Raw genomic sequence first — 23,609 nt, 5'->3', positions numbered from 1 at the left:
TTTTAAGCCAGCGAAAGTTTCGAAAGAATTCGGCGAATTGGTTTGCTGGCGGCTGTTTTGACAAGCTGAAATTTTGCTGAAACTGATCTTAGCTTGGGATTTAATGAGCGAGCGTTTTTATAATAATGCCAGGCTAATTTCCAATTTTTTGCTCTGAGGGCATTGCGGGCTATTAAGAAATAAGCGTTACCGTAGGCTTCATCTTTGCGATTAATAATATTAATACTGATACCACTACTTGTCTCAAAATAATCATCGAGAAAGCGTACATATTCGTGACTTACTTTATCCGAATATTCTTTGTAAGAAATCGATTGATCATGCAGGCGATAGCCCGCCAGTCTTTCTGGCAAAAACGTAATGTCTCCCAGCTTGGCCATTCTTGCCCAAAACTCACGATCTGGAGCTAGCGTGTAATCGCTGTTCCAGCCGCCGGTTTGATTATATGCCTCTCGTCGGAATAATGCTCCGGGTCCGATATGGCACTCTTGCTCGATAATCAGCTTTATCAGATCAAATTCGCGGCAAACATTCTTTTTAATCACAGTTGAGTTTGCGTCGATGAGGTCGCAATCTGGAAATATGCATGAGGCATCTGGCGAGTCCCCAAGCCGTTTAACCAGGCGCGCAACGGCATCGGGATATAGAATGTCATCGGAACTTAGATAGCCAAGCAGGCTGCCCTGCGCCATATTCCATCCCTTATTCAGTGTGGCAGCTTGCCCTGAATTATTTTGACGCACTATTTTGACTTGTTCGGAAAACTGTTGAAGTACTTCGCCGGTTTTGTCGGTCGAGCCGTCATCAATAACTATATACTCTATATTCTCATAGGTCTGACATAATACGCTTCTGACCGTTTCCACGATATAATCGACTTGATTATATGTCGGCGTAATAATGGTGACGAGAGGTTTGGTCATTTTTGATCTTCACTATTACCGAACATTCGGTTGGCACAGTCTGGCGTCGCAAAAACCGCAGCCATCGATAAAAATCTGAAATCGGCAGATTTCACGGCTTTCCGATAATGCGCTTGAGTTTGTTTGCGATCGGCGTGGGGACCATGTCCCGCAAGCGTTCCGCAGAAGTTTTAGCGAACACCTCGCCGGGACGTTCACGAAAAACCGTGTTATGTTCATCGGCAAGTTCGTTTTCAGGACGACCGTTCGAATAGTAATATAGGGCAATCGATTTGCGCGTCACATGATCAGGACAGGTTAGCGGCGCAGGGTGGCCATGCCAAGAATGCTCATTCGTTCCGAAAATAACCAGTCGGTTGCCGGCTGGCTTAACGCTTTTTTTGCAAGATTCAACGTCCCTGTCCCAGAATTCCAGGCTTCCGCCCCATTCGGTATCCCAATCGTTGTTGAGATATAATATGACGTTCAAGCGACGGTCGAGATTCCAGCGACGGTGATAATTATAATCCACGTGGACACCAAGATGGCCTCCAGAAAGTGTCTGGTGCAATCCGCCCCCATCCAAATGTGGGTCTGGAATCAAGCCGTTGATGCCCGTAACCTTTTCCAGAAACTTGGTGAAGGACGAGCCGTTGGTTTCGCTTAAGAACAAGCGGATATGCCATGGAATATCACTCATGCTCTGGCTTTGTAGTTTTCTGTTTTCTTTGCCAGATCGGAATTTGTGCCACATGTCCTCTTCGGGGCCGGGAAACTCCCTTTCCAGCAATTCATAATGAGGGCGCGATAGAAAATCGTCTATGACGATATGTTCAAACGGTTGAGCAGAAACGTATTTTTCATGGAGATCGTTCAAATCGTAGCGTTCGAGAATTCCCTCATGGAAGGTGATTTCAGTGTTCATCATTTCTCTTTCAACACATGGTTTGCAAGCTGTTCAGAAGCTTATGACTGATTGCGTAACATGGCAAACAGGCAACAAATGAATCCACTTGTATTAAGCCTGTTTCGCTCTTAACGCAAGAAAGCCGAGGAAAACCCCTAGCTAAGCTTATCTACAATACAAGGGCATTTTCGCAGATGAATTTGAATTTTCTGCGCAGCAACATCATACGGAATTCCGGCGCCAATTTGGCCGGGGCGATTTTGCCCGCGATAGTGGCGATAGCGGCTACACCGTTTCTCATCGAAAATCTCGGGGTCGCAAATTTCGGCATTTTGTCTCTGCAAATCGCGATACTCGTAGTCATTGGGGTAAATGACTTTGGAGTGTCCCGGGCTATTGTGCTTGTTTGCATAGATAAAGGGGGATTTGCCAAGTCCGAGGCACGGGAGGCGGCTGCTGAAGCGGGGCTGCATCTTACATTCACTATGGCTCTGGCGGTGATCGTCATCGGTTGCAGTGCCGTCTGGCTGGCAAGTTTCTTTACTGAAATTCAATCTGATTTACTCGTTTCTCTGGTGCTGACGGTTCTCTCCGCTGCGATCTCGCTTGTTAGTTTGCCGTTGCGCGCGATTTTGGAGGTACAGGAACGTTTCGTTATTTTGAATATCTGGCGGACAATTGCCAGCACGCTTTTGTTCGTAGCTCCCTGGCTAATGACCAGCATAGTAGCCAGTCTCACTTATGCGGCCATCGGGATCTTGGTCTCCCGTATCCTGACAACTTTTGCCTTTGCAATTATAGCGAAGCTTAAAAATATACGCGAAATTGGGGCTTCCTATTTGAGCTTTATTCGCAATATCCGCTTTATGCCTGCCGACAGCCTTCACCGTATTCTGATCAGACGGGGGTATTGGATTGGCTTGGGCGGCATACTTTCGTCGCTAATTGCTTATGGCGACAGATTTATACTGGGTGTGATAGCAGCACCTGAGCAATTGGGTTTTTATGTTGTTGCTACTGAACTCAGTACAAAACTCTGGCTGGTCGTCGGGGCAATCAGCGTAGCGGCAACGCCTAGGCTTGCGTCAACGTGGGGCGGTTCGGACAACCCAAAGTTTGGCTACATATTTGACCGTTATGCCATCGTTATGGGATTCATTGCCTTAGCAAGCCATTTGTTTTTGGTTGCCTTCGCCGGACCTGTCATGGAAATCTGGCTGCAAAATAATTTTCACCAATTGATGGCTGACATAGTCAAGGTACTGTCCATCGGGATTTCGATGAACTGTCTGTCTCAGGCAAATTTTACGGCGCTCAATATATCGGGCCGGGAAAAATCGGGAGCCATGGTACAGTTTTTCTTTGCACCATTTAGCATAGTCGTTTTGTTGGTCGGTGTCGCATTATACGGCCCGATAGGGGCTGCCTGGGCTGTTACCGTGCGTCTTTTCATTGATGCTTTTGTAGTGAAATGGTTGCTGAGCAAAGGGCTCGATTCAACTCGGGTTTCCGGAGTTTCTACACTGCATATGATCTTGTTCGGCGGGCTGCTTTTGGGCATATATTTCATAGCAAAATAATTGAGCGTCCGAATTTAATCTCAGCACAGAATTACCATAGCAGCAGCAACTCGGTTGTCAGTCCAATCTATCGCGAGAAAGACTGGCGTAGCCTACGCGGCGAATGCGGTGCCAGGACGCCGAGAAAAATCTCAACCGATGATGGTGAATAACGCTAGCATAGTAGGATTGAATACGACATTGTTGTCTTGGCCTTAAATTACAGGAAAAGACAAAATGATAGATGCGAGCCAATTTGCGACCCTCCAAGACGCCATAAATGCGACTCCCGAGGGAGGTAAGCTCTTCATGCCAGTTGGCGATTATCCAGTCTCCGGCACCGGGGCCCAGCTGCTCATCATTTCCAAGGGTATAACCATTCAGGGCGAAGGGCGCGGATCGCGGATTGTTGTTGATTCTTCGGTCCCTGCAACGACCGATGTTATTCGTGTTTTCAGTTCTACCAGCGAAATCACAGGTTTGCATTTGTCTGATTTCTCCATCCAGCCAGAATCCGGAAATCCGGCACGGTTTGGCATCAATCTTGATGCAAATCTGGGGACAAACCCGATCGCCGATGGTTCAATCTTGCGAGTTTCCATAGGCGAGTTCGGGGCGGAAGGCATAGCGATGTTAGGTCCCACGCCTCCCAATTTTGATGGCATTTTTACCTTCGCGATAACCGAGTGTTCCATCAGGGGTGGATTGCTTCTTGATAGGGCGGGGGACTCCCTAACGATTACTGCGAACAAGTTTTGGGGTAGAGGGCAAATTCTTGTCAATCTGATCGGGCAAGGTAGCAATACTGCTCATGGCTTTGTGTTCATGTTTAACAACGTCACCTGTACCGGCGGCATAAGAATTTTGAACTCTTGGCAAGGTGCGATCAGTTATAATAATATCGAACTTTATGATGGAGCCGTCGGTTCTAACGGTGCCGTAATCAATCTAGAGGGTAACGGATCGATACCGCCGGAGAATTTTGAAATTCGCGGTAATTATATTGGACCAGGTCCTAGCGTTCCCGTGAGTATTCGGGTGAACCAAGCTGCAGGTACACGCGTCGAAGGAAATATGCTACCGAGGGGCACTGGCAAAACTGTCCTGCTTACCGGCAATGCTGATCGTACCCAAATCATGTTCAACAGGGCACAACCTTATGGTGAACTTATTTCCAGCTGGCTTGAGGACAACGGCACCAATACTTCAAGTTTATATGTTCACCCAAATACTGGAAAATTGACGTTAACGAATAGGCTGGATGTCGATGCAATAAGTGTCGGCGGGGGAACTGCGGTCAACAATTCGAGTCTACTCGTTCAGTATATTGGAGAAATTGTAACAACCGCATCGACTTCCGACTCTCTAAGTGATCCCCGGATTAAGGTCGGTGCCACCTGTCTAGCAGTGCCTTATAACCCAGTTGCGGCCAACATGACTGGTGTTTATGCAGCTGCTGGTAATGGGATAGTCACATTGGTTCATCCAGCTGAAGCTGGCGGAGGATTCAGCATTTTCAGCACAGGAAACTAGGGGCAGGATTTACTAGACGGTTTTCCATCGCGACGTTTTTTATAATTCAACGATCAGACGAGCGATCATGCCGGAGCCATCTCAAATTTCGAAAGCGGGGTACAGCCTGGGGTGGATCCGGAATGCGACTTTGGCCGCTGTCAACAGCAGAACGGCCTAAAAAATTTTTAAACCTGGCAGGGTCGTTCAGCTTGTTCCAGCAGACAATTGAGCGGTGCAAGAACAAGGAATTGTTTGCTGCACCAACAGTCGTTTCTGGTGCGTCACACGCCAAGTTGGTAACCAATCAACTTGGGGAGATGAACACCGATTCCTTTAAACTCATACTTGAGCCTTGTGCACGCAATACCTCGCCGGCAATAGCGCTCGCGGTGTTAGCTTGTGAAAATCCTCGAGACATCATGCTGGTTATGCCCATTGATCCTGTGATTTTGGATGGCCCGGCTTTTCTGCAAGCAGTACGACAATCCCTGCCTCTCGCGAAAACGGAATGGCTAGTAACATTTGGTCTCGCGCCTGCCGGACCGGAGACTGGATACGGCTATATCCAACAAGGTAGCGGTAACTTCGGTGAACTCTAGCTGGTCTGATGTCGGAAGTTGGGATTCTTTATTTGAAATCAATGTTGCAGATGAGCAATCCAATGTCACTTTTGGAGAGGTCACTGCAATCGCTTCCAAGAATTTTTTGTCCATGCTAGCGGGATTGAAGTTTCCACATTCGGGTTGGGGGTTTGATAATATTGGCAAATGAAAAGCAGGTCATGATCCTGCCGCGCGGGCAATCTCAAAACGTAAAACGTATTTTGCAAGAACGTAACAGTTCTGAATGAACCTGAGACAATTTCTTCGTCAATGATATCATGGCCCCTCTGGCCTAGACGGCTTCGTTGCTGCAAAAGGCCTGCCGATATCGCGCGCGCTTCGGGCGGTGGGGCGATCCTGACCGATGATCAATCCGCGATGGTCCTGACGCTTGAACCGGGCAAGCATAGGATCTAGGAGATTGGTGAATTTCAGATGGCTCACGGTCCGCTGCCTCTATGGTCCCTCGCCTGAGCGGAAGCGGTTCAGACCACCAGTTCTTCGAGCAGCCCGCGCGACAGGATTTCCAGCCGCTCCTCATCGCGCCGGATGATCCCTCGCCGTTCCAGCGCGTTGATCGCCCGCGAACCGGTTTCGCGCGTCGTCTGGGCGGATAAAGCCAGCGCCGCGATCACAGGCGGCGGTGCTATTTCGCCTTCTTCTCATACTTCGTGAAGCAATTCGGCATAGACGCGGCCATTGGCGGTCATAGTGATGCGCGCAGCCATCCGGTCGAGCACCGCATTATATTGCCGCCCCAATATTCTCGACAGGCCGCTGCCCAGCCGGGCATCCTCCTGCAACAGGGTGGTCATTTTTGCGGTGGGGATTTCGAGGACCAAGAGCCGGTTCTGCATCACGATATCGGAAATCACGATTCGCTCATGCGGGAAGGCACCAAATAATTCTCCGGGGCCATGGGCGGCGAGCAATTTGGTCTGGCCATCCATGCCGATGATCTGCAGCTGCGCCCGGCCTTCGAGCACGATCCAAAGCTTGGCCCCGAGATCGCCTTGGTGGGCCAGAATGTCCTTGTGGCGATAATGGACCAGCCGGGTCGCCGCATCGACCTTCGCGGCTTCTTCCGGCGAACAGGAAAAAAATGCGGCAAGGGCGGCGATACGGTCGCTAGTGGTCATTCTATCCTCCATTCAGCCGGTGGCAACACTCCGCGTCCCCTTTGCCGGCGGGTTTTCCGGGCCGCCAGCGAAACATTGGGCGATTTCCATCCACTGGCGAGCAGTGTCGCCGACCGTTTCTAGCGCGGTATCATCGATATTGCGGGTCTGGGTCACAACCTGGGAAAATTCTACCGCGCTGCCACGAACGACATTATCCTCTTGCGGATCATTCCATTCCCATACGGCACCCGATGGCGCGGTTAGCTGGACGAAGGGTTTCGGCGCGGGTGGCTCCTGGCGGCGATTGCGGAAGGTCCAGCCATAGGTGGTGATGCCGAGATGAGCGATATTGCGGATGCGGTCGCCGTCCTGCCGTTCCTGCCCCAATATGTCGAATATCTCCTGTCCGTGCGACCATGTTTCCATCTGGCGGGCGATGACTTTGGAGCGCGTGGTCATATCCGGTCCGGCCCAGGCGACGCGATGTTCGGGATCAGCCTCGCCATAAGCAGCGGCGAGCTTCGGATAATAGTTGCAATAGGCATCGAACAGGGCCTTGCCGCGGATTCCGCCGGCGTGCTGGTCCAGCCATTCATATTGCACATCGACATGGCTTTTGCCGGTCTTGAATGCGCCCATCATGTCCCGGATGAACTGCTTGAAGGCGTCCGGATCCTGCAGGGTCATCAGCGCGGCGGCATTCCAGATATGCAGGTGACCAATGACATCCTCGATCGTCCAGTTCTTGAACTGGGTGGCCGTGGCAAAGACATCATCTCCCGCGTTGGCGAGTACCGACGCGAGCGTAGCGCTCTCGTCCTTGAAATCCTGGGCTTCCTGCATCATCGAGATATTCCTTTCTGGTCGTCCAGCTTGTCCGCCAGCGCAGCCGGTATGGTGACCGGATGGGCGAGCAATATCTGGCCATAGCCTTTGCCCTGCGCGTCATTTCTTATGCTCGCGACACCGCCGCCGCCGAGCACCGCGTCGATCAGGAAATTGATCGCATGGGAACCCGGCATATAATATTTTTCGATTTTGGCCGCGTCGGCACCGCCCTCGATAAAATGGCCAAAGCGTTTGGCCACGGATTCAGGGGTCAGCGCTGCCCAGATATAGGGTAGATAGGCAGGGTCGCGCGCGATCACGCCGATATTGGCCTTGTTGCCCTTGTCGCCGGAGCGGGCCCAGGCCAGCTGGATCTGTGGAACGGTGACTGTGGCATCCGGCTCGTCAGGGGTTTGCGGAGGTTGTGGGCGGGTGATGGCAGCCGGGTCAAAAGCCTGACCCTCGGCCTCCCGAAACGCGATTTTCTTGCCGTCGACATCGATCGTGATGGTCACGGCATCTTTCGGCGTGAGATAGGAGAACAGCCTAACTATGGGCGACGGTTTTGCGCGGGCACCGGAAAAGCCACTCAGCCCGGGTGGCGTGGCCAGACCCAGGCCGGTCAGTTCGCGCAGCAAGATGCCGATCGCCGCTGCTTCGCTATGCTTGGCCGCAATTTTCGCGACCACCTCGCGCGGTTCGTTGACTTCAGCATAATCGCCAAACTGGCTTTCCGCGCCGATCAGTTCGACGCTGGTTTCGCTATAATCGCCGAGATTGTGACCGCGCAGGATCCTGTTGGCGCGGGCAAAGACATTGTCGCAGAATTTCTGTGCTTTTCGGGCGGCGTCAAAGCCGTAGAAACTCATATAAGTCCCGCCACGAAAGCCTTCGCCATAGGTCAGGCAGGTCTTGTAATGATCGGGTGCAGGATAGCCCTGTGCGGGGGAAACGCGGACCATATCCGGGCCGGTCTGGACAATCTCGACATTGGAAAAATCGCAGACCACGTCAGGCAGCATATAGGCTTGCGGATCGCCGATTTCATAAAGCATCTGCTCCGATACAGTGCCGACCGTCACACAGCCGCCGGTGCCTTCGGGCTTGGTGATTGTAAACGAACCATCAGCCGAAACCGTTCCGATCGGATAGCCGATATTGGATATGTCGCCGGCATCTTCCCAGTCGGTATAATTGCCGCCGGTCGCTTGCGGTCCGCATTCCAGCAAATGGCCTGCGAGACTGCCGCTGGCCAGCAGATCATGGTCGCTTGCCGACCAGCCAAATTCGTGGATACAGGCGCCGAGCGTCACCGCGCTGTCGACGCAGCGGCCGGTGATCACGATATCCGCGCCTTCGGCCAGCGCCCGGGCTATCGGGAAAGCGCCAAGATAGGCATTGATGCTGGCGATCTTTTCCTTGTCCGGAAAAGCAGCGCCGGTAAACATTTCGGTTGGCGCAGCGGCAGCAATCGCATCCCGCTCGCCGAGCAGATTGTCGCCGGTGATGACCGCAACCTTGAGGTTGAGGCCTTGTTCCCTGATCAGGGCTCGCGCCGCTTCGCCGCACGCCGCCGGATTGACGCCGCCGGCGTTGGCGATGACCTTCACCCCTTGCGCGGCAATGGCCTGGCCATGCGGTTTCAGGACGGCGCTGATGAAATCGCCGGCAAAACCCGCCGCCGGGTCCTTGGCATGGGCGCGCGCCATGATCGACATGGTGATCTCGGCGAGATAATCATAGACCAGATAATCCACACCCGCATCCAGCAGCTGCGGAGTGGCCATGGCGCTTTCGCCCCAATAGCCGCTCGCGCCGCCGATGCGGGTGCTTTTGTTCGGCATATGCTTCAACCCATCTGGTGCAGGGCGCAGAGCTTGTTGCCATCCGGGTCGCGCAAATAGGCGAGATAGAGTTTCATGCCGGGATTTTCCCTGACGCCGGGAGGGTCTTCAATGGCGGTGCCGCCGGCTTCCAGGCCAGCCTTGTGCCAGGCATCGGCCTGCTCGGGATTTTCCATCGCAAATCCGACGGTCATGCCATTGCCACATGTGGCTTCCTTGCCGTCAATGGGAGGCGTAACCATGAATATGCTGCCATTATGGATATACATCAGCCGACCCTTCGGATCGACCATGGCTTCCGGGCCACCGACGCTTTTGAACAACGCATCATAGAATTTTTTTGAGCGGTCCATATCGTTCGAACCGACCATCATGTGACTGTACATATTTCTCTCCTTGGTTCCGGGCTAGACTTTTGGGAGCGCTTTGGCCCGCGGGCAATCTTGCTCTTGTTCTAGTCGGTTCGCATCTTTAAGCGAGTGATTAATTTATTCAAGCGGGACAAGATCAAAATGGATTTGAAAGACAAGAATATCGTCATCACCGGCGGCGCCAGCGGCATCGGTGCTGCCATGGCCCGCAGGTTCGCAGCCGAAGGCGCAAAGAAAATCATCTGCGCCGACCGTGATCTCGCCGGTGCGCAGGCGGTTGCCGACGAAATCGGCGGCGTCGCGATCAAAACGGACGTGTCGCTGGCGGCGGATATCAGTAATCTGATCGAAACCGTTGAATCGGACATCGGTCCGATCGATCTGTTTGTTTCCAATGCTGGCATCATCACCAGCGGCGGTGTCGAAGTGGAGGATGCGGACTGGCAGAATATCTGGGAGATCAATGTCCTGTCTCATATTCAGGCCGCAAGGATTTTGGTGCCCAAGATGCTGGCGCGGGGCGGCGGCTATCTGCTCAACACCGCGTCGGCGGCCGGACTGCTCGCGCAAATCGGTTCCGCGCCTTATTCGGTGACGAAACATGCTGCGGTCAGTTTTGCTGAATGGTTGGCGATCACCCATGGTGCCGAAGGACTGAAAGTGTCGGTTCTCTGTCCGCAAGGCGTCGATACGCCGATGATTGCCGGCGTCGACACAGCCACAGTAGCCAAGGACGGGATCGTAACGCCGGAACATGTGGCGGATGTCTGCGTGGAAGCGATTGGCGATGAACGGTTCCTCATTCTCCCCCATCCGGTGGTTGGGGACTATGTCAAACAGAAGGGGGCCGATCCCGAGCGCTGGATATCCGGCATGCAGCGATGGCAGGCGATGCTGACCAAACAGTCATCCTGACACGGCCCTAACATTATTGTCCTGATAAAATGGAGCATTGGGGCTCTGCATATTCGTCTCTAGCGTTGCTGCAAATGCAACAGGAGAGAGAATCATGGCATTGGTATCAGTCGTGGGCGCAACCGGTCGGCAAGGCCTCGCCCAGATACGGCAACTGGCAGCCGCGGGTCATAAGGTCCGCGCCTTGTCCCGCAGCGAGCATCCCGATCTGGGAGGCACCAATGCAGCGGATGAATGCCGCCAGATTGACCTCACCGACGAGTCAACCTGGGTGCCTGCCTTTGAAGGGTCGGACGCGGTTTTCTACACCCACCCGCTGCAGGCGCGTGAGGATCGGGCGACCATGGTCGGCAAGGTCGCGGCGGCAGCCAAGGAAGCCGGTACCGAGCGTTTTGTCTGGAACACATCGAGCTGGATTCCCGAGCGTCCCGGTGACCCGTTCACCTATGGCAACAACACCATCGCGGTGAACGAGATTTTCCGTTCCGGCATGCCGGCAACCGTGTTCGGCTCGGTATTGTTCATGGACAATCTGCTGACCAACTGGGCGCGGCCGTTCATCGTCGACGAAAAACGCTATGTCTATCCGCATAACGCCGACCTTCAGGCTAACTGGATCAGCCTCGACGATGTCGGCAAATGCATGGTTGCGGCCATGGACCGGCCGGACTTTGAAGGTTCGTGGCTCAACATCGGTGGACCGCAGCGTCTGAAACCGCCTGAAGTCGCCGAAACCCTGTCGCGGGTGTTCGGTCATGAAATCAAATATGACCCCTGCACGCCGAAGGAATTCGGCGACTATCTGGTCAAGGCCTTTGGTGATGATGTGCCGCCGGAAAATCGCGAAACCATGGCGGCCGGGATCACTGCCTTTTACGAATATAACAACAACAATGTCACAAGGCCCTTTGAAGTCGATACCGATTTCATGCAGCAGCGTCTGCCGGAAGTCGAATTCGAGACGCTGGAAGAATGGGCCGCGCGGCAGGACTGGTCGGAAGACGCGCATCGTCCGCCTGCGGGATAATTCTGGTAATATGTCTCTGGAATGGATCGTCGGGCCCTTGCTTCCAGATCGGAAGCAAGGGCCCGAAGTATATTTTTCAGGCGACCATCCGCTCGACGAACCAGTAGGTAGAGATGATCCCGATGCCATAGGCCATGGCGGTCTTGGTCGGCTGCAGCCATTCGACCCGGAACTTCCGCAAGGCATAGAGCACCGCCAGAGCCACGGCGACAATCGCCAACTGACCGATTTCTACGCCGAGATTGAAGGTCAGCAAGGCGAGCGGGACATCGCCTTCCGGCAGGCCGATCTCGGCGAGCGCACCGGCAAAGCCGAAGCCGTGAAGCAGGCCAAACAGAAAGGCGACGATCCACGGGAAGCGTTCCGACAGGCGTCGGTCCTCGGGCTTGGCTTTCACCACTTCGACGGCCAGAAAGATGATCGACAGCGCAATCACCGCTTCAACCGGCTGCGAGGGCAGCGACAGCCAGCCCAGCGTTGTTCCGACCAGGGTGATGCTATGCGCGACCGTGAAGGCGGTGACGGTCTTGGCGACCAGCCAGCCGCCCTTGAGCAGCAACACCAGAGCCAGCACGAAGAACAGATGGTCGAAGCCGAGCAGGATATGTTCCACGCCGATGATCGTATAGGTCGCCGCGACATTTGAGATTATCGAGGGCTTCGCCAGAGTGGCGGCCGGTTGATCCGGGGTCAGGCGCAGTGTCTGCATCGCGCTGTCGAGCGGGGCAATGCGAACCAACGCATCGGTGGTCGACAGTTCCAGTCCATTTAGGCCGATAGTCTGGCCCTGCAGTGATCCCTCGCAGCGCAGCGAGAGGCGGGTAAGTATATTGCTGCCGGCAAATTCGCGCTGGCGCTCGGCTTCGGCTTTGCAATTGCCGGGTATGATGACTTCGCCGCTATGGCCGAGGCGCGAATTGGCTGAGGCCTTCCACAGCAGCGACCATTGACCCGGTGCCTGTTCGGTAATCTCGATATAGGCCGGCCGCAGTTCGTCGGCGCAGGCGCTGGTCGGTCCGAGGGCAAGCCCGAGACAGATAAACAGGACGGCGATCCAGCTCTTCATGGCCGGCCAGCCACCTTGATTTCATATTGCGCCCGATAGCGGGAGAGCGTTTCTTCTTCCTGTTCCGCTTGCCGGGCCGCACGCCAGTCATTGACGACCCGTTGCCGGACGTCTTCCAAAGCCGCCTTCTGGCCCGGAACCTTGGCAGAAATCTTGACCGCATGCGCGCCATATCCGGAGATGACGGGCCCGCTCCAGGTGCCGGGCTCCAGCTTTTCCAGCTGTTCGGCAAAGCGGTCGCCGAACTGGCGGCCGATTTCCGCGCTGCTGGCGCGGGCGAGCGCACTCGGCCTGGAAAGCGGTTGCGCGAAGGCAGAGGGGAGCGCTCCGCCGTTCAGCTGGTTGATCCGGTCCCGTGCGTCGGCTGCGCTGATCTGCCCCAGATAGATCTGCTCAAAATCATAGAGCGAGGGCAGGGCATATTTGCCCGGATTTTCGTCCATCCACTGCTGCAGCAGCGCATCGGTTGGTTCGGCAATCGCACTTTCTTCGCCGTCGACGAAGCGCATCTTGGTGAACAGCCTGCGCCGGATCACCGGATCATTCTTGTCCAGCCCCAGTCGCAAGGCTTCGCGATAATAGATTTCCTCGGCGATCTCCTGATCGATCAGGGCGTCGAGTTCCGCCTGTGTCGGCGCGCGGCGGAAATTCTGGACCCATCCGGTCTTGAGCCGCTCGATATCGGTTTCGTCGATGCTGATGGCATATTCTGCAGGATCACGATTGCTGCCGGTGGCCCAGAAAAAAGCAAAGATGAGCAGCGCACCACCAAGAAAATGGACCAGCGGTTCTCTAATAAATTTGCGCAACATATATTGGGTAACCCATTCAGTTCAGCCGCAGTAAGGCAAAGAATTGCGAGGCCCGTCCGCAGACAGGTCCCGGCTGATCGGTCTAGCGAGCCTAAGCCGTCGGCGTATACCAGATCGGCGAGCTATAGGCGCGTTCCTGCTGAATCTTGATTACCGAATCGGGCAGGGTCAGGCTGAATTTCAGCGCATCATAGACCGGCCAGGTCGGCGTCGGGATTTCCAGCACGCGCACATAATAAAATGCGTTCTGGTCGGAATCGAAATCGGGGTCCTGCCAGAAAGTCACCAGTTCCGGTGCGCCGGTCGCATTGTCCCAGGTGCCCTTGGCCAGGTCGACCGTATTGGGCACAGGGCTCAGTTTGCCATTGGCGCCCAGCTTGCGCGCATCTGCATCGCTCCAGCTGACATTGTAGATTTTTTCCTGGCTCTTGCCGGTCGCGTCGACCCAGCCCTTGATCACCTGGATCCGGTCGAGACTGGCGCTTTCCGGGTCCATCAGCGCGCTGATCAGGAATTTCGGTGCTTCGCCGTCACCGCCGCTCAGATCGCCGCCCATCGGAACGCCCTTGGCATAGCCGGTCTTGACCAGATCAGCGATATCGTCGGCGGTGAAATCAAAGCCGCCGAAGAAGCGAACCTGCATCCGCGGGCCGGTCGTCGCATAGACTTCGCGGCGCATCATCGCGTCGAATATAGCTTCGCGCGTGTTGCTGGTCGCCCAGACGGCCGCATAGCCGCTCGCCAGATAGTGCCAGCCGAAACGGCCTTCGCGGGTGCCAAGATTTTGCGGGTCGAGGGCGCGCGTCTTGTTATTGGCCTCGTTGCCGCTGTGTTTGCCGAAGAAATTATTCTCATCCGCCGTTGCCAGTGACGTATGGCTGTCGGTCGAACCGATCATCCCGAATTTGAACGGATTGGCGCCAATCGCCAGAGTCAGTTCCAGACCGCGTTTCAGCGCTTCGCGGGCATAGCTGCCGCCGTAGCTTTCGGGTGGCATATCCTTCGTGCAACTCAAATTGCATTTGTCCCAGCCAGCAACGCCAAAATCGGCAAATTCATCATTGGGCGAAAGGAACGGATGGGCTTCGCTGTCACCCTTGATCTGGGTAACCTCGACGATCGGTTCACGTAGCGCGCGGGTTTTCACATAGGCAGCGTCAATCGGGCTGCCGTCAAATTTGCTCATCGCGAACATGCGGCCGTTGGAGACATTGCTGTTGTGCGGAATGGCGAGCACCTTGCCGCCGGTTTTTTTCTCATAGGCTTCCATATAGCCCCAGAGTTTTTCCGGATCCTGCGACCCCAGTGCCCCATAGGGAATAGTATCACCCATTTTTTTCGGACCGTCGCGGAACATCACAACCCGGTGGAGATTATCACCATCCGGCATCGGCGTATATTCAAAGCCCATGAAGGCGGTGAACTTTCCGGGCTCATTATACTGATCCACGGTCTTGCCGTGTTTGGTCCAGAGATTGGCCGTGCGTTCTTTGGTTTCTTCAGGGTCGGTCAGCGATGTCGGCAATGTCCCCTTGGCCGCGCCATCAATAAGCTCTCCGGTCACCCGCAGCGATCCCTCGTCACTCTCGTTCATCATGTCATGCCAGCGGAGCAGGAATTCATCGGTGAGCAATGCAATACGCGGGGCTTCCATAATCGCCTTGGTGGCGCCCATTGCGTCGCTATGATCGGCAATAACCAGAAAATCGAGCGGCCGGGACAGCTTGGCCTTGGATCCCTTGGTAGCCGTGACTTCTTCGCCGCGGGCGAAGCGCAGGGCGTTCTCTGCATCCAGCCTGTTGCCAAAGCCGAATGCGTCGATGCTGTTGTCGGTGTGGAGATGGGTGTCGCCCCAGAAAACCTGTTCGGGATATTCGGTGTTCATAACCTCTGCGTTGCCGTCTTCACCCTCGACGATTTTCGAGCAGCCCGATAATACAAGAGCAGCCGTGCATGCTGCCACCATTAGTGAATTGCGCATAGTGAGTCTCCCATCCCAATGGTCCGAAGCTATCCCTCTCGGTCTATGGGCGCAATAGATAGCTGATTCGGTCAGCCTGACGTAGCGTCAACCGAGTAATCGACCGAGAAAACCGCGGTCCCGTAAGAGGGCTTTGGCGGCATTGTGGCCCGGTGCGCCGGTCACGCCGCCGCCCGGGTGGGTTCCCGAACCGCACATGTAGAGATGCTTGAGCGGGCCTTTGTAATTGGCGGCACCCATCACCGGCCGCGCTGCCCAAAGCTGGTCGAGAGACATGCGGCCATGAAATATATCGCCGCCGACCAGACCGAATTTGCGTTCCAGGTCGAGTGGGGACAGCGCCATCTGTCCCAAGATCAGCTTGCGAAATCCGGGCGCATGGTCTTCGACAACGTCCAGAATTGCTTCCACCGCTGCATCGCGTTCATCGTCCCAGCTGCGGCCCTCTGGCGATATCGGTGCAAATTGCTGGCAGAACAGGCTTGCGACATGCTGGCCGGCGGGGGCCAGGCTGTCGTCGACAAGACTGGGGATCAGCATTTCGACCACCGGTTTGCGCGACCAGCCGTATCGACGCGCGTCCTGATAGGCCCGGTCCATATAGTCGAGCGAGGGCGCCATGATGATCCCGGATTTCAGATGATCCCCGGTCCCCGAAAGGTCTTTGAAATCGGGCAGGCCGCCCAGCGCCAGATTCATCCGGAAGCTGCCGGAGCCGCATTGATAGCCGGCGATCATGCTGCGGAAATCAGCGGGCAGGTCGGAAGGATCAATCAGCTGCTCGTAGAGCAGCTTTGGCCCGACATTGGCGATGATCTTCCGTGCGTGAATCTGTTCGCCGTCCACGGTGGAAATGCCGACGACCGTTCCTTTCTCGACCAGCAGCTTTTTCACCGGTGTTTCGAGGCTGATCTCGACACCCGCTTCTTTGCAGGCGTCTGCCATCAGCTGCGTGATCCGGCCCATGCCGCCGACCACATGACCCCACTGGCCGTGCTTGCCATTGACCTCGCCAAAGACATGATGGAGCAGGACATAGGCGCTGCCCGGTGCATCGGGGCTGGCGTAATTGCCGACAATCGCGTCAAAACCGAATGCCGCCTTGATCGGCGCGCTTTCAAACCACTGGTCGAGCATTTCGCGTGCGCTCAGCGTGACCAGCTTGAGGATATTATGTTGTGCCAACGCCGAAAGACGGGTGAACCGACGGGCGGTCCTGATGCCCGCCAGCATGGCATGGGCTCCGTCCCCGGCATTGGGCGGGATTTCCAGTGCCAGATCGCGCAATATGGCTGCGGCCGATTCCAGCATCTCATAATATTCCGGCAGGCGCGCCGCGTCGGCCGGGGAGAATCGCGCAATCTCCTTTTGCGTTGCCTCCAGCGAGCCGCCGACGAGCAAATATTTCCCATCGCCAAGCGGCAGGAAATTGCTTCTGGGACGCTCGATCACCCGGTAGCCGCGTTCCACCAGACCCATGTCGGCAATTATTTTTGGTTGCAAGAGCGAGACCGTGTAGCTGGCCGTGCTGTTGCGGAAGCCCGGATGGAATTCCTCGGTCACTGCTGCGCCGCCAATCACGTCGCGCGCTTCCAATATCCGGACTTTCATGCCGGCGCGGGCAAGATAATAAGCGCAGACCAGACCGTTATGGCCTCCGCCGATGATCAACGCGTCCGGGGATTGTTTTTGCATATCGGTTCGAAGCTACCGCCCGACAACACTAGCAGCAACCGCCAATTGTCGAAATCACCACGCCCTGCCCAGGGCCAGCCCCCCCGGCAGAATTGTGCAAATCCGAACAGGATGATAGGACCGGTGCAATTCGTATCAGATAAGGAAGATTTTGAATGAGATATTTGTTGCTGACCGCCGCCTCCGCCTTGGCTCTGAGCAGTGTCACCATCGGATCCGCAAGCCACGCACAAACGGTTGCTGTTTCTGCTCCGGCGAAGGAGGACATCAATGCGCATTTGTCCGCATTTTTCAAAGATTATGACGATCAGGAACTGGTCCACTCGCCGGTATCGAAAGCCTATCGCGGCATGAGGGATGCCGATTACGGCAAGTGGGATGATGCGAGCGACGCCGCTGAAATCGCGCAATATGAACGCGGTCAGGCGGCACTTGCTCAGCTGGAGGCAGAGTTTGACAAGGGGAAATTGAGTGACGCCAGCCAGCTCAGCTACCGTCTGTTTCAGGCGCGAGCCGAGCGCTCCAGCAACGCTTTCCCGTTCCGACGCAATAGCTATATTTTTGACCAGATGAATGGCGCGCAAAGCCAGATCCCGGCCTTCATGATCAATATTCACCGGGTTTCAAGCCAATCGGATGCGGAGGCCTATGTCAGCCGTCTTGATGCTGCGGGCCCATTAATCGAATCACTGGTGGTCCAATCGGCAGAGCGGGCTGATGACGGGATCATCGTGCCGGACTGGGTTTTCCCTTATGTGATCGCCGACGCAAAAAATGTGATCAGCGGTGCTCCTTTCGAAGATGGCCCGGACTCGCCAATCTATGCGGATCTGAAGAAGAAGGTCGCGGCGCTTGATATTTCGGAATCGGAAAAAGCCGATTTGGTGGCGCGGGGCAAAGTGGCGCTGAACAACAGTCTGAAGCCAGCCTATAAGAAGTTGATCGCGGAAATGGAGCGTCAGCAGGCGATGGCTGTCGATGGCGACGGCATCTGGCGGTTCAAGGACGGCGCGGCTTATTATGCCGAACGGTTGAACAATTATACGACGACCGATCTGACAGCGGATGAAATTCACCAAATCGGACTTGATAATGTCGCGCGAATCCATGGGTTGATGCGCAAGATCATGACGGACGTCGGTTTTGAAGGTAATCTGCAGGACTTCTTCCAGCATTTGCGGACCAGTGATGAATTTTATTATGATACGCGCGAAGCCTATCTCGCTGATGTCGATAGCAAGCTGGCGGCAATGGAAGCGAAGCTGCCTGAGTTTTTCAATACGTTGCCGAAAGCACCGCTCGTCATCAAGCCAGTCGAAGCATTTCGCGAAAAATCAGCGGGCAAGGCTTTTTATAATGGCCCGGCACCAGATGGTTCGCGTCCCGGGACCTATTATGTAAACCTCTATAATTTGCAGAGCATGTCGAAGACCGAGCTGGAAGCGCTCGCCTATCACGAAGGTTTGCCTGGTCACCATCTGCAGAGAACGATCCAGACCGAACTTGGCGATTTGCCGCCATTCCGGCGATTTGGTGGATGGACCGCCTATACAGAAGGCTGGGGGCTTTATTCGGAAGAGCTTGGCAAGGATATGGGCTTCTATGAGGATCCCTATAGTGATTTCGGCCGGCTCGGGATGGAATTGTGGCGTGCCTGTCGGCTGGTTGTCGACACCGGCATTCATCACAAGCGCTGGAGTCGTGAAGAAGCGATTCAATATTTGACGGATAATACACCCAATCCGGATGGCGATATTCGCAAGGCAATTGAGCGCTATGTTGTCTATCCGGGGCAGGCGACCGCCTATATGATCGGCAAGCTGAAAATTCTCGAGCTTCGGGGACGGGCCCAGGACGCGCTTGGCGACAAGTTCACGATGGGCGGATTCCATGACGTTGTCTTGAACAGCGGTCCGGTGCCACTCAACATCCTCGAAGAACGGATAAACGCCTGGATTGCAGCGAGCAGTTAGCGGCAAGCGAGGGTAATTGTCCTAAAATGTCAAAGATAAGAGGCTAATGTGTCGTTTCTGTCCAATGAATCTCCGTAAATTGGGGTGATAGGGGCGTTGCGACCCGAAGGGCTCTTGCCATCGTAAACCGGTGGTAACTGGGTTCTTTTCCTTATTGGCCTGACTATTTATTTAGTCAGGCCTTTTTTTTAACTATGTTTTTCAGCTATAAAAGCGCATCAGATAGTCAGTCTGAACCTGGAGGAGGGACAGATTAAAGGGGTCGTCTTTTGATAAGTCTGAGATATTTTGCGCCTGCAGAGGATGTCCGGGATCTGGTTTCGGTCTATTATCTGTTCGAATTGAACTCACCGAAATTCGTGGACAATGAGCGCGCGGCAATTGCCCAGTTGCGGTTCATTCTGGAAGGCGATGGCCAGCTCAGCTTCGCCAACGGGGCGTCATTTCCAGTCGCCGACGCAATGTTGGTGGGGCCGTCAACCGGAGCGATGCGATTCGACGTCAATGGACCGTTCCGCATGTTCGGAGTCGGGGTCCTGCCCGGAGGATGGGCTATTTCCACCAAGAAGTCTGCGGCAGATTTTGTCGATATGGCGATTCCGGCCAGTGACATATTTACCCATGAGATCGACAAGAATCTGGATGTGCTGCGGCGGTGCGGATCCCCCGAGGAAATGGTGGCCTGGGCGGACAAGATCTACCGGGAACTGAAGCCGCGGCTGAAGCCGGAAACCGCCAGTTTCACCAAGATGGTCGATGATTGGTTGTCGTCGGAACCGTCGCCGCCGGTCAGCAGCCTGATGGAACGGTCGCCGCAAAGCTCGCGACAGGTGCTGCGCACGGTGAACAAGCTTTACGGCATGCCGCCCAAATATCTGGCGCGCAAATATCGCGCTTTGCGGGCGGCCCGGGCTTATGCCGAACATAATGAAGAAGAATTGCTGGAACTGGTCGATGCCTTTTACGATCAGTCGCACATGATCCGGGAAGTGAAATTCTTCGCCGGCGTGACCCCGACCCAGCTGCGGGTGGGCGAGGGAGAAACCGCTCGCCTGATCGACAAGCGCGGCAATCTGAAGGGCAAGATTACATCGCTGAGTTCTGATACCTGATTGGAAGAATTGGAAGCATGTTTCCGGCCTCGGCCTGATCCTGCAAAGCCGCGCTATGCTTGCAATGTTGGATAAATGAGACTAAATTGGTCTTGTTTAGTGTTCAACCCCCAGTGATTCGAGAAAAATGCGTCTTTCCAACCTCGCCGACTATGCTGTTGTCCTGATGTCCGCTGCGGCGCGCCATTGTGGTGCTGCGCTGCTCGCAGAGGGAAAGCTCAACGCAACAAAGCTGTCGCAGGAAACCGGTGTTCCGCTGCCGACCGCGAAAAAGCTGGTCAGCCGCCTGACCGCTGCCGGCCTGTTCGAATCGACGCGCGGCATTGGTGGTGGCATCCGGCTCGCCCGGCCCCCATCCGCGATCAGCCTCGCCGATATTGTCGAGGCGGTCGAAGGCCCGCTGGCGATTACCAGTTGTACCATTGACGGCAATCATGATTGCATGTTGGAGGACGGCTGCACCGTGAAACCCCATTGGGGCGTTGTAAACCGGACGATCCGCAAGGCACTGGCCGATGTCAGCCTGGCGAACCTGTCGGATTTGCCAGTCGCCCCCAAAATTCGAATGATGGAAAAAGCATGATGAGCGAAGACGTCAAAACATCAGATTACGACGACGACCGCAAGGAAATGAACGCCGAAGCGCAGGAAGCGGTCGACAAGGCTAGCGCCTATGAATTCGGCTGGTCGTCGGACATCGAGCAGGATTTCGCGCCCAAGGGCCTGAACGAAGACACGGTGCGGTTCATTTCCGACAAGAAGGGCGAACCCGAGTGGATGCTGGACTGGCGCCTCAAGGCTTTCCGCCAGTGGGAAAAGATGGAATCGCCGGACTGGGCAAAGCTGGAAATCCCGATGATCGACTATCAGGACGCTTATTATTACGCCGAGCCGAAGCCGAAGGAAAAGCTGGGTTCGCTTGATGAAGTCGATCCTGAAATCCTGCGCATTTATGAGAAACTCGGCATACCGATCGAAGAGCAAAAAGTGCTCGCCGGCGTCGAGGGTGCGCGCAAGGTTGCTGTGGACGCGGTGTTCGACAGCGTGTCGGTGGCGACCACTTTCCGCAAGGAGCTGGAAGACGCAGGCGTCATTTTTCGGTCCATTTCCGAAGCAATCAAGGAATATCCTGACCTTGTTCGCAAATATTTGGGCAAAGTTGTGCCGATGCACGACAATTATTTCGCCACGCTCAACTGCGCCGTGTTTAGCGACGGCACCTTTGTCTATATTCCCAAGGGCGTGAAATGCCCAATGGAGCTGAGCACCTATTTCCGGATCAATGCGGAAAATACCGGTCAGTTTGAACGGACGTTGATTGTCGCGGAAGCGGGCTCTTACGTCTCCTATCTCGAAGGCTGCACCGCGCCGATGCGCGACGAGAATCAGCTGCACGCCGCCGTGGTCGAACTGGTCGCGATGGACGATGCGGAGATTAAATATTCGACCGTGCAAAACTGGTATCCTGGGGACGAGAATGGCAAGGGCGGCATCTATAATTTCGTCACCAAGCGCGGCTTGTGCCAGGGCAAGAACAGCAAGATCAGCTGGACCCAGGTCGAGACCGGCAGCGCGGTGACGTGGAAATATCCCAGCTGCGTGCTGAACGGCGAAGGCAGTGTTGGTGAATTTTACTCGGTCGCGCTGACCAACAATTACCAGCAGGCCGACACCGGCACCAAGATGATCCACAATGGCAAGAATACCCGTTCGACGATCATCTCCAAGGGCATCAGCGCCGGTCACAGCGACAATACCTATCGCGGTCTGGTGCGGGTTGGTCCCAATGCGGAGAATGTCCGCAATTTCACCCAGTGCGACAGCTTGCTGCTGGGCGACCAGAGCGGCGCGCATACCGTGCCCTATATCGAGGTCAAGAACCCGACCGCGACGATCGAGCATGAAGCGACCACCAGCAAGATCAGCGACGACCAGATGTTCTACGCCCAGCAACGCGGGCTGGACGAAGAGGCGGCGGTGAGCTTGATTGTGAATGGCTTCGCCAAGGAAGTGCTCAAGGAACTGCCGATGGAATTTGCGGTCGAAGCGCAGAAATTGCTGGCGATCAGTCTTGAGGGGAGTGTGGGGTGAGTAGTCCTCTTCAAAGGCTAGGAAGACAGCATTTGCTGCTGGCAATGCTTTTGGCTCCATTATTGGTTGTTTTTTTGATCTTTCGAGAAACCGAAAGTTCAATTGTAGCATTGCTCATCTGCGTCAATTTTGCGGGGGCTTACGGTTTGGTTGCATTTATGACCAAGCCGGGTCGATGGCTGGGGCATGTCCAACACCCAGGAATGTCTCGAGTCACACTTCGACTGGTTCTTGGCTGTGCAGCGTTGTTTTCAGTAGCATTTGCACTGGCTCATTTTCCCGGCGGTAGTCTTGATGCCTTAGGGATTGCGGTGGTTTCTAGCGCGATCGTTGCTGAATTCGGAGCTTCCATGGCCGCCTTGTTCTCAATACCAAATTCGGAAAGCGTTTAATGCTAAAAATTGAAAACCTCCACGCCACAGTCGGCGATACCGAAATCCTCAAGGGGCTTTCGCTCACGCTCAACGCGGGCGAAATCCATGCGATCATGGGACCCAATGGGGCGGGCAAGTCGACGCTGGCCTATGCGCTGGGCGGACGGCCCGGTTATGAAGTGACTGCTGGCAGTGTTAGCTTTACGCCATCCGTTCGTCCTGAGCCTGTCGAAGGACCGGGTGCGGAGGAGAGAGGTGCTTCGACAAGCTCAGCACGAACGGGAGAAGGCGAAACGGTGGATTTGCTCGCCCTCGATCCGCACGAGCGGGCTGCCGCGGGTATTTTCCTCGGCTTCCAATATCCGGTCGAAATTCCCGGCGTGTCCAACCTGCAATTTCTGCGCGAGAGCCTGAATGCGCAGCGGCTGGCGCGCGGTGAAGAAGCGCTCAATGGCGCGGAGTTCATCAAGCTGGCCAAGGAAAAGGCGGAGCTGCTGAAGATGGACATGGATATGCTTAAACGGGCGGTCAATGTCGGCTTTTCTGGCGGCGAGAAGAAGCGCAATGAGATGGTGCAGATGGGCATTCTCAACCCCAGGCTGGCGATCCTCGACGAGACCGACAGCGGCCTCGACATCGACGCGCTGCGGACCGTTGGATCGGGCATCAACGCGATCATGCGCAAGTCGGACAAAGCGGTATTGCTGATCACCCATTACCAACGCTTGCTCGACGAAGTGAAGCCGGATTTTGTCCATGTTCTGGCGAACGGCCGGATTGTGAAGACCGGCGGGCCGGAACTGGCGCTGCAGCTTGAGAATGAAGGCTATGAAGCGATCGCGGAGGCGGCATGATGTTGTGCGCTAACTCTTTCCTCCCCGTGTCCGCAGGACATGGGGAGGTGGCACGCCGCA

At 55.2% G+C, this 23,609-nt stretch carries 22 protein-coding genes; 11 read left to right on the top strand and 11 right to left on the bottom strand.

Annotated features, from left to right (window positions below; translation table 11 throughout):
• Positions 1 to 2 precede the first annotated feature (2 nt).
• Together AZE99_RS15295 and AZE99_RS15290 are read right to left on the bottom strand one after the other, a co-directional pair.
• The gene (locus AZE99_RS15295; protein WP_067202948.1) at positions 3 to 923 is read right to left on the bottom strand and encodes a glycosyltransferase; all 921 of its coding nucleotides are present in this window, start codon (positions 921 to 923) and stop codon (positions 3 to 5) included.
• Positions 924 to 1,014: 91 nt separating this feature from the next.
• Positions 1,015 to 1,830 (bottom strand): 2OG-Fe(II) oxygenase, encoded by an 816-nt coding sequence (locus AZE99_RS15290; RefSeq protein WP_156472300.1) that lies wholly within the window; start codon positions 1,828 to 1,830, stop codon positions 1,015 to 1,017.
• 173 nt (positions 1,831 to 2,003) lie between these two features.
• On the opposite strand from AZE99_RS15290, the gene AZE99_RS15285 reads away from it, so the two are divergent.
• The 3 genes from AZE99_RS15285 (at position 2,004) to AZE99_RS15275 (ending at position 5,482) form a co-directional block, all read left to right on the top strand.
• Positions 2,004 to 3,389 (top strand): oligosaccharide flippase family protein, encoded by a 1,386-nt coding sequence (locus tag AZE99_RS15285; protein WP_082788413.1) that lies wholly within the window; start codon positions 2,004 to 2,006, stop codon positions 3,387 to 3,389.
• Positions 3,390 to 3,605: 216 nt separating this feature from the next.
• Complete coding sequence (locus tag AZE99_RS15280; protein ID WP_067202944.1) at positions 3,606 to 4,901, top strand: hypothetical protein; 1,296 nt, start codon at positions 3,606 to 3,608, stop codon at positions 4,899 to 4,901.
• Positions 4,902 to 5,023: 122 nt separating this feature from the next.
• Positions 5,024 to 5,482 (top strand): sugar phosphate nucleotidyltransferase, encoded by a 459-nt coding sequence (locus tag AZE99_RS15275; protein ID WP_067202943.1) that lies wholly within the window; start codon positions 5,024 to 5,026, stop codon positions 5,480 to 5,482.
• A 488-nt stretch (positions 5,483 to 5,970) separates the two neighbouring features.
• On the opposite strand, the gene AZE99_RS16015 is transcribed toward AZE99_RS15275, so the two are convergent.
• The 5 genes from AZE99_RS16015 to AZE99_RS15255 are packed head-to-tail and all read right to left on the bottom strand — an operon-like array spanning position 5,971 to position 9,664.
• A complete protein-coding gene (locus AZE99_RS16015; protein WP_197460210.1) occupies positions 5,971 to 6,120 on the bottom strand; it encodes a helix-turn-helix domain-containing protein in 150 nt (49 codons plus the stop codon).
• A gap of 27 nt (positions 6,121 to 6,147) precedes the next feature.
• Entirely contained in the window at positions 6,148 to 6,624 is a 477-nt protein-coding gene (locus AZE99_RS15270; RefSeq protein ID WP_197460209.1) for a Crp/Fnr family transcriptional regulator, read from the bottom strand.
• 12 nt (positions 6,625 to 6,636) lie between these two features.
• Positions 6,637 to 7,452, bottom strand: coding sequence for a TIGR03084 family metal-binding protein (locus AZE99_RS15265; RefSeq protein WP_197460208.1), 816 nt, complete (start codon positions 7,450 to 7,452; stop codon positions 6,637 to 6,639).
• Positions 7,449 to 9,278, bottom strand: a complete 1,830-nt coding sequence (locus AZE99_RS15260; protein WP_067203773.1) for an acyclic terpene utilization AtuA family protein — start codon at positions 9,276 to 9,278, stop codon at positions 7,449 to 7,451. The genes AZE99_RS15265 and AZE99_RS15260 overlap by 4 nt, the downstream gene beginning before the upstream one ends.
• A 5-nt stretch (positions 9,279 to 9,283) precedes the next feature.
• Positions 9,284 to 9,664 carry a VOC family protein gene (locus tag AZE99_RS15255; RefSeq protein WP_067202940.1) on the bottom strand — a complete coding sequence of 127 codons (381 nt, stop codon included), beginning with the start codon at positions 9,662 to 9,664 and terminating at the stop codon, positions 9,284 to 9,286.
• Between the two features lie 126 nt (positions 9,665 to 9,790).
• Between AZE99_RS15255 and AZE99_RS15250 the strand changes: the two genes are divergently transcribed.
• Positions 9,791 to 10,564: an SDR family oxidoreductase gene (locus AZE99_RS15250; RefSeq protein WP_067202938.1), complete on the top strand. Its 774-nt coding sequence runs from the start codon at positions 9,791 to 9,793 to the stop codon at positions 10,562 to 10,564.
• 94 nt (positions 10,565 to 10,658) lie between these two features.
• Positions 10,659 to 11,591, top strand: coding sequence for an SDR family oxidoreductase (locus AZE99_RS15245; RefSeq protein ID WP_067202935.1), 933 nt, complete (start codon positions 10,659 to 10,661; stop codon positions 11,589 to 11,591).
• A 76-nt stretch (positions 11,592 to 11,667) separates the two neighbouring features.
• Here the strand turns inward: AZE99_RS15245 and AZE99_RS15240 are convergent, their stop codons facing one another.
• From AZE99_RS15240 to AZE99_RS15225, 4 genes are all read right to left on the bottom strand, one after another.
• Positions 11,668 to 12,657, bottom strand: a complete 990-nt coding sequence (locus AZE99_RS15240; protein WP_067202932.1) for a HupE/UreJ family protein — start codon at positions 12,655 to 12,657, stop codon at positions 11,668 to 11,670.
• Positions 12,654 to 13,469, bottom strand: coding sequence for a peptidyl-prolyl cis-trans isomerase (locus AZE99_RS15235; RefSeq protein ID WP_067202929.1), 816 nt, complete (start codon positions 13,467 to 13,469; stop codon positions 12,654 to 12,656). Before AZE99_RS15235 ends, AZE99_RS15240 begins: the two co-directional genes overlap by 4 nt.
• 91 nt (positions 13,470 to 13,560) lie before the next feature.
• Positions 13,561 to 15,450 carry a DUF3604 domain-containing protein gene (locus tag AZE99_RS15230; protein ID WP_067202926.1) on the bottom strand — a complete coding sequence of 630 codons (1,890 nt, stop codon included), beginning with the start codon at positions 15,448 to 15,450 and terminating at the stop codon, positions 13,561 to 13,563.
• An 87-nt stretch (positions 15,451 to 15,537) separates the two neighbouring features.
• Positions 15,538 to 17,145: a phytoene desaturase family protein gene (locus tag AZE99_RS15225; RefSeq protein ID WP_067202924.1), complete on the bottom strand. Its 1,608-nt coding sequence runs from the start codon at positions 17,143 to 17,145 to the stop codon at positions 15,538 to 15,540.
• 155 nt (positions 17,146 to 17,300) lie between these two features.
• On the opposite strand from AZE99_RS15225, the gene AZE99_RS15220 reads away from it, so the two are divergent.
• From AZE99_RS15220 to sufC, 6 genes are all read left to right on the top strand, one after another.
• On the top strand, positions 17,301 to 19,118 hold the full coding sequence (locus AZE99_RS15220) for a DUF885 domain-containing protein (RefSeq protein WP_067202921.1): 1,818 nt from the start codon (positions 17,301 to 17,303) through the stop codon (positions 19,116 to 19,118).
• Positions 19,119 to 19,387: 269 nt separating this feature from the next.
• A complete protein-coding gene (locus AZE99_RS15215) occupies positions 19,388 to 20,230 on the top strand; it encodes a DUF6597 domain-containing transcriptional factor (RefSeq protein ID WP_067202918.1) in 843 nt (280 codons plus the stop codon).
• 127 nt (positions 20,231 to 20,357) lie between these two features.
• Positions 20,358 to 20,813 carry an SUF system Fe-S cluster assembly regulator gene (locus AZE99_RS15210; RefSeq protein ID WP_067202915.1) on the top strand — a complete coding sequence of 152 codons (456 nt, stop codon included), beginning with the start codon at positions 20,358 to 20,360 and terminating at the stop codon, positions 20,811 to 20,813.
• A gap of 47 nt (positions 20,814 to 20,860) precedes the next feature.
• On the top strand, positions 20,861 to 22,321 hold the full coding sequence (gene sufB / locus AZE99_RS15205) for a Fe-S cluster assembly protein SufB (RefSeq protein ID WP_067203771.1): 1,461 nt from the start codon (positions 20,861 to 20,863) through the stop codon (positions 22,319 to 22,321).
• Positions 22,318 to 22,713, top strand: coding sequence for a hypothetical protein (locus AZE99_RS16210; protein ID WP_156472299.1), 396 nt, complete (start codon positions 22,318 to 22,320; stop codon positions 22,711 to 22,713). Before sufB ends, AZE99_RS16210 begins: the two co-directional genes overlap by 4 nt.
• Positions 22,713 to 23,549: a Fe-S cluster assembly ATPase SufC gene (gene sufC / locus AZE99_RS15200; RefSeq protein ID WP_067202912.1), complete on the top strand. Its 837-nt coding sequence runs from the start codon at positions 22,713 to 22,715 to the stop codon at positions 23,547 to 23,549. The genes AZE99_RS16210 and sufC overlap by 1 nt, the downstream gene beginning before the upstream one ends.
• Positions 23,550 to 23,609: the final 60 nt, after the last annotated feature.

The organism is Sphingorhabdus sp. M41 (genome assembly GCF_001586275.1).
GTDB lineage: Bacteria > Pseudomonadota > Alphaproteobacteria > Sphingomonadales > Sphingomonadaceae > Parasphingorhabdus.
This window is presented reverse-complemented; position numbering and strand designations above follow the sequence as displayed.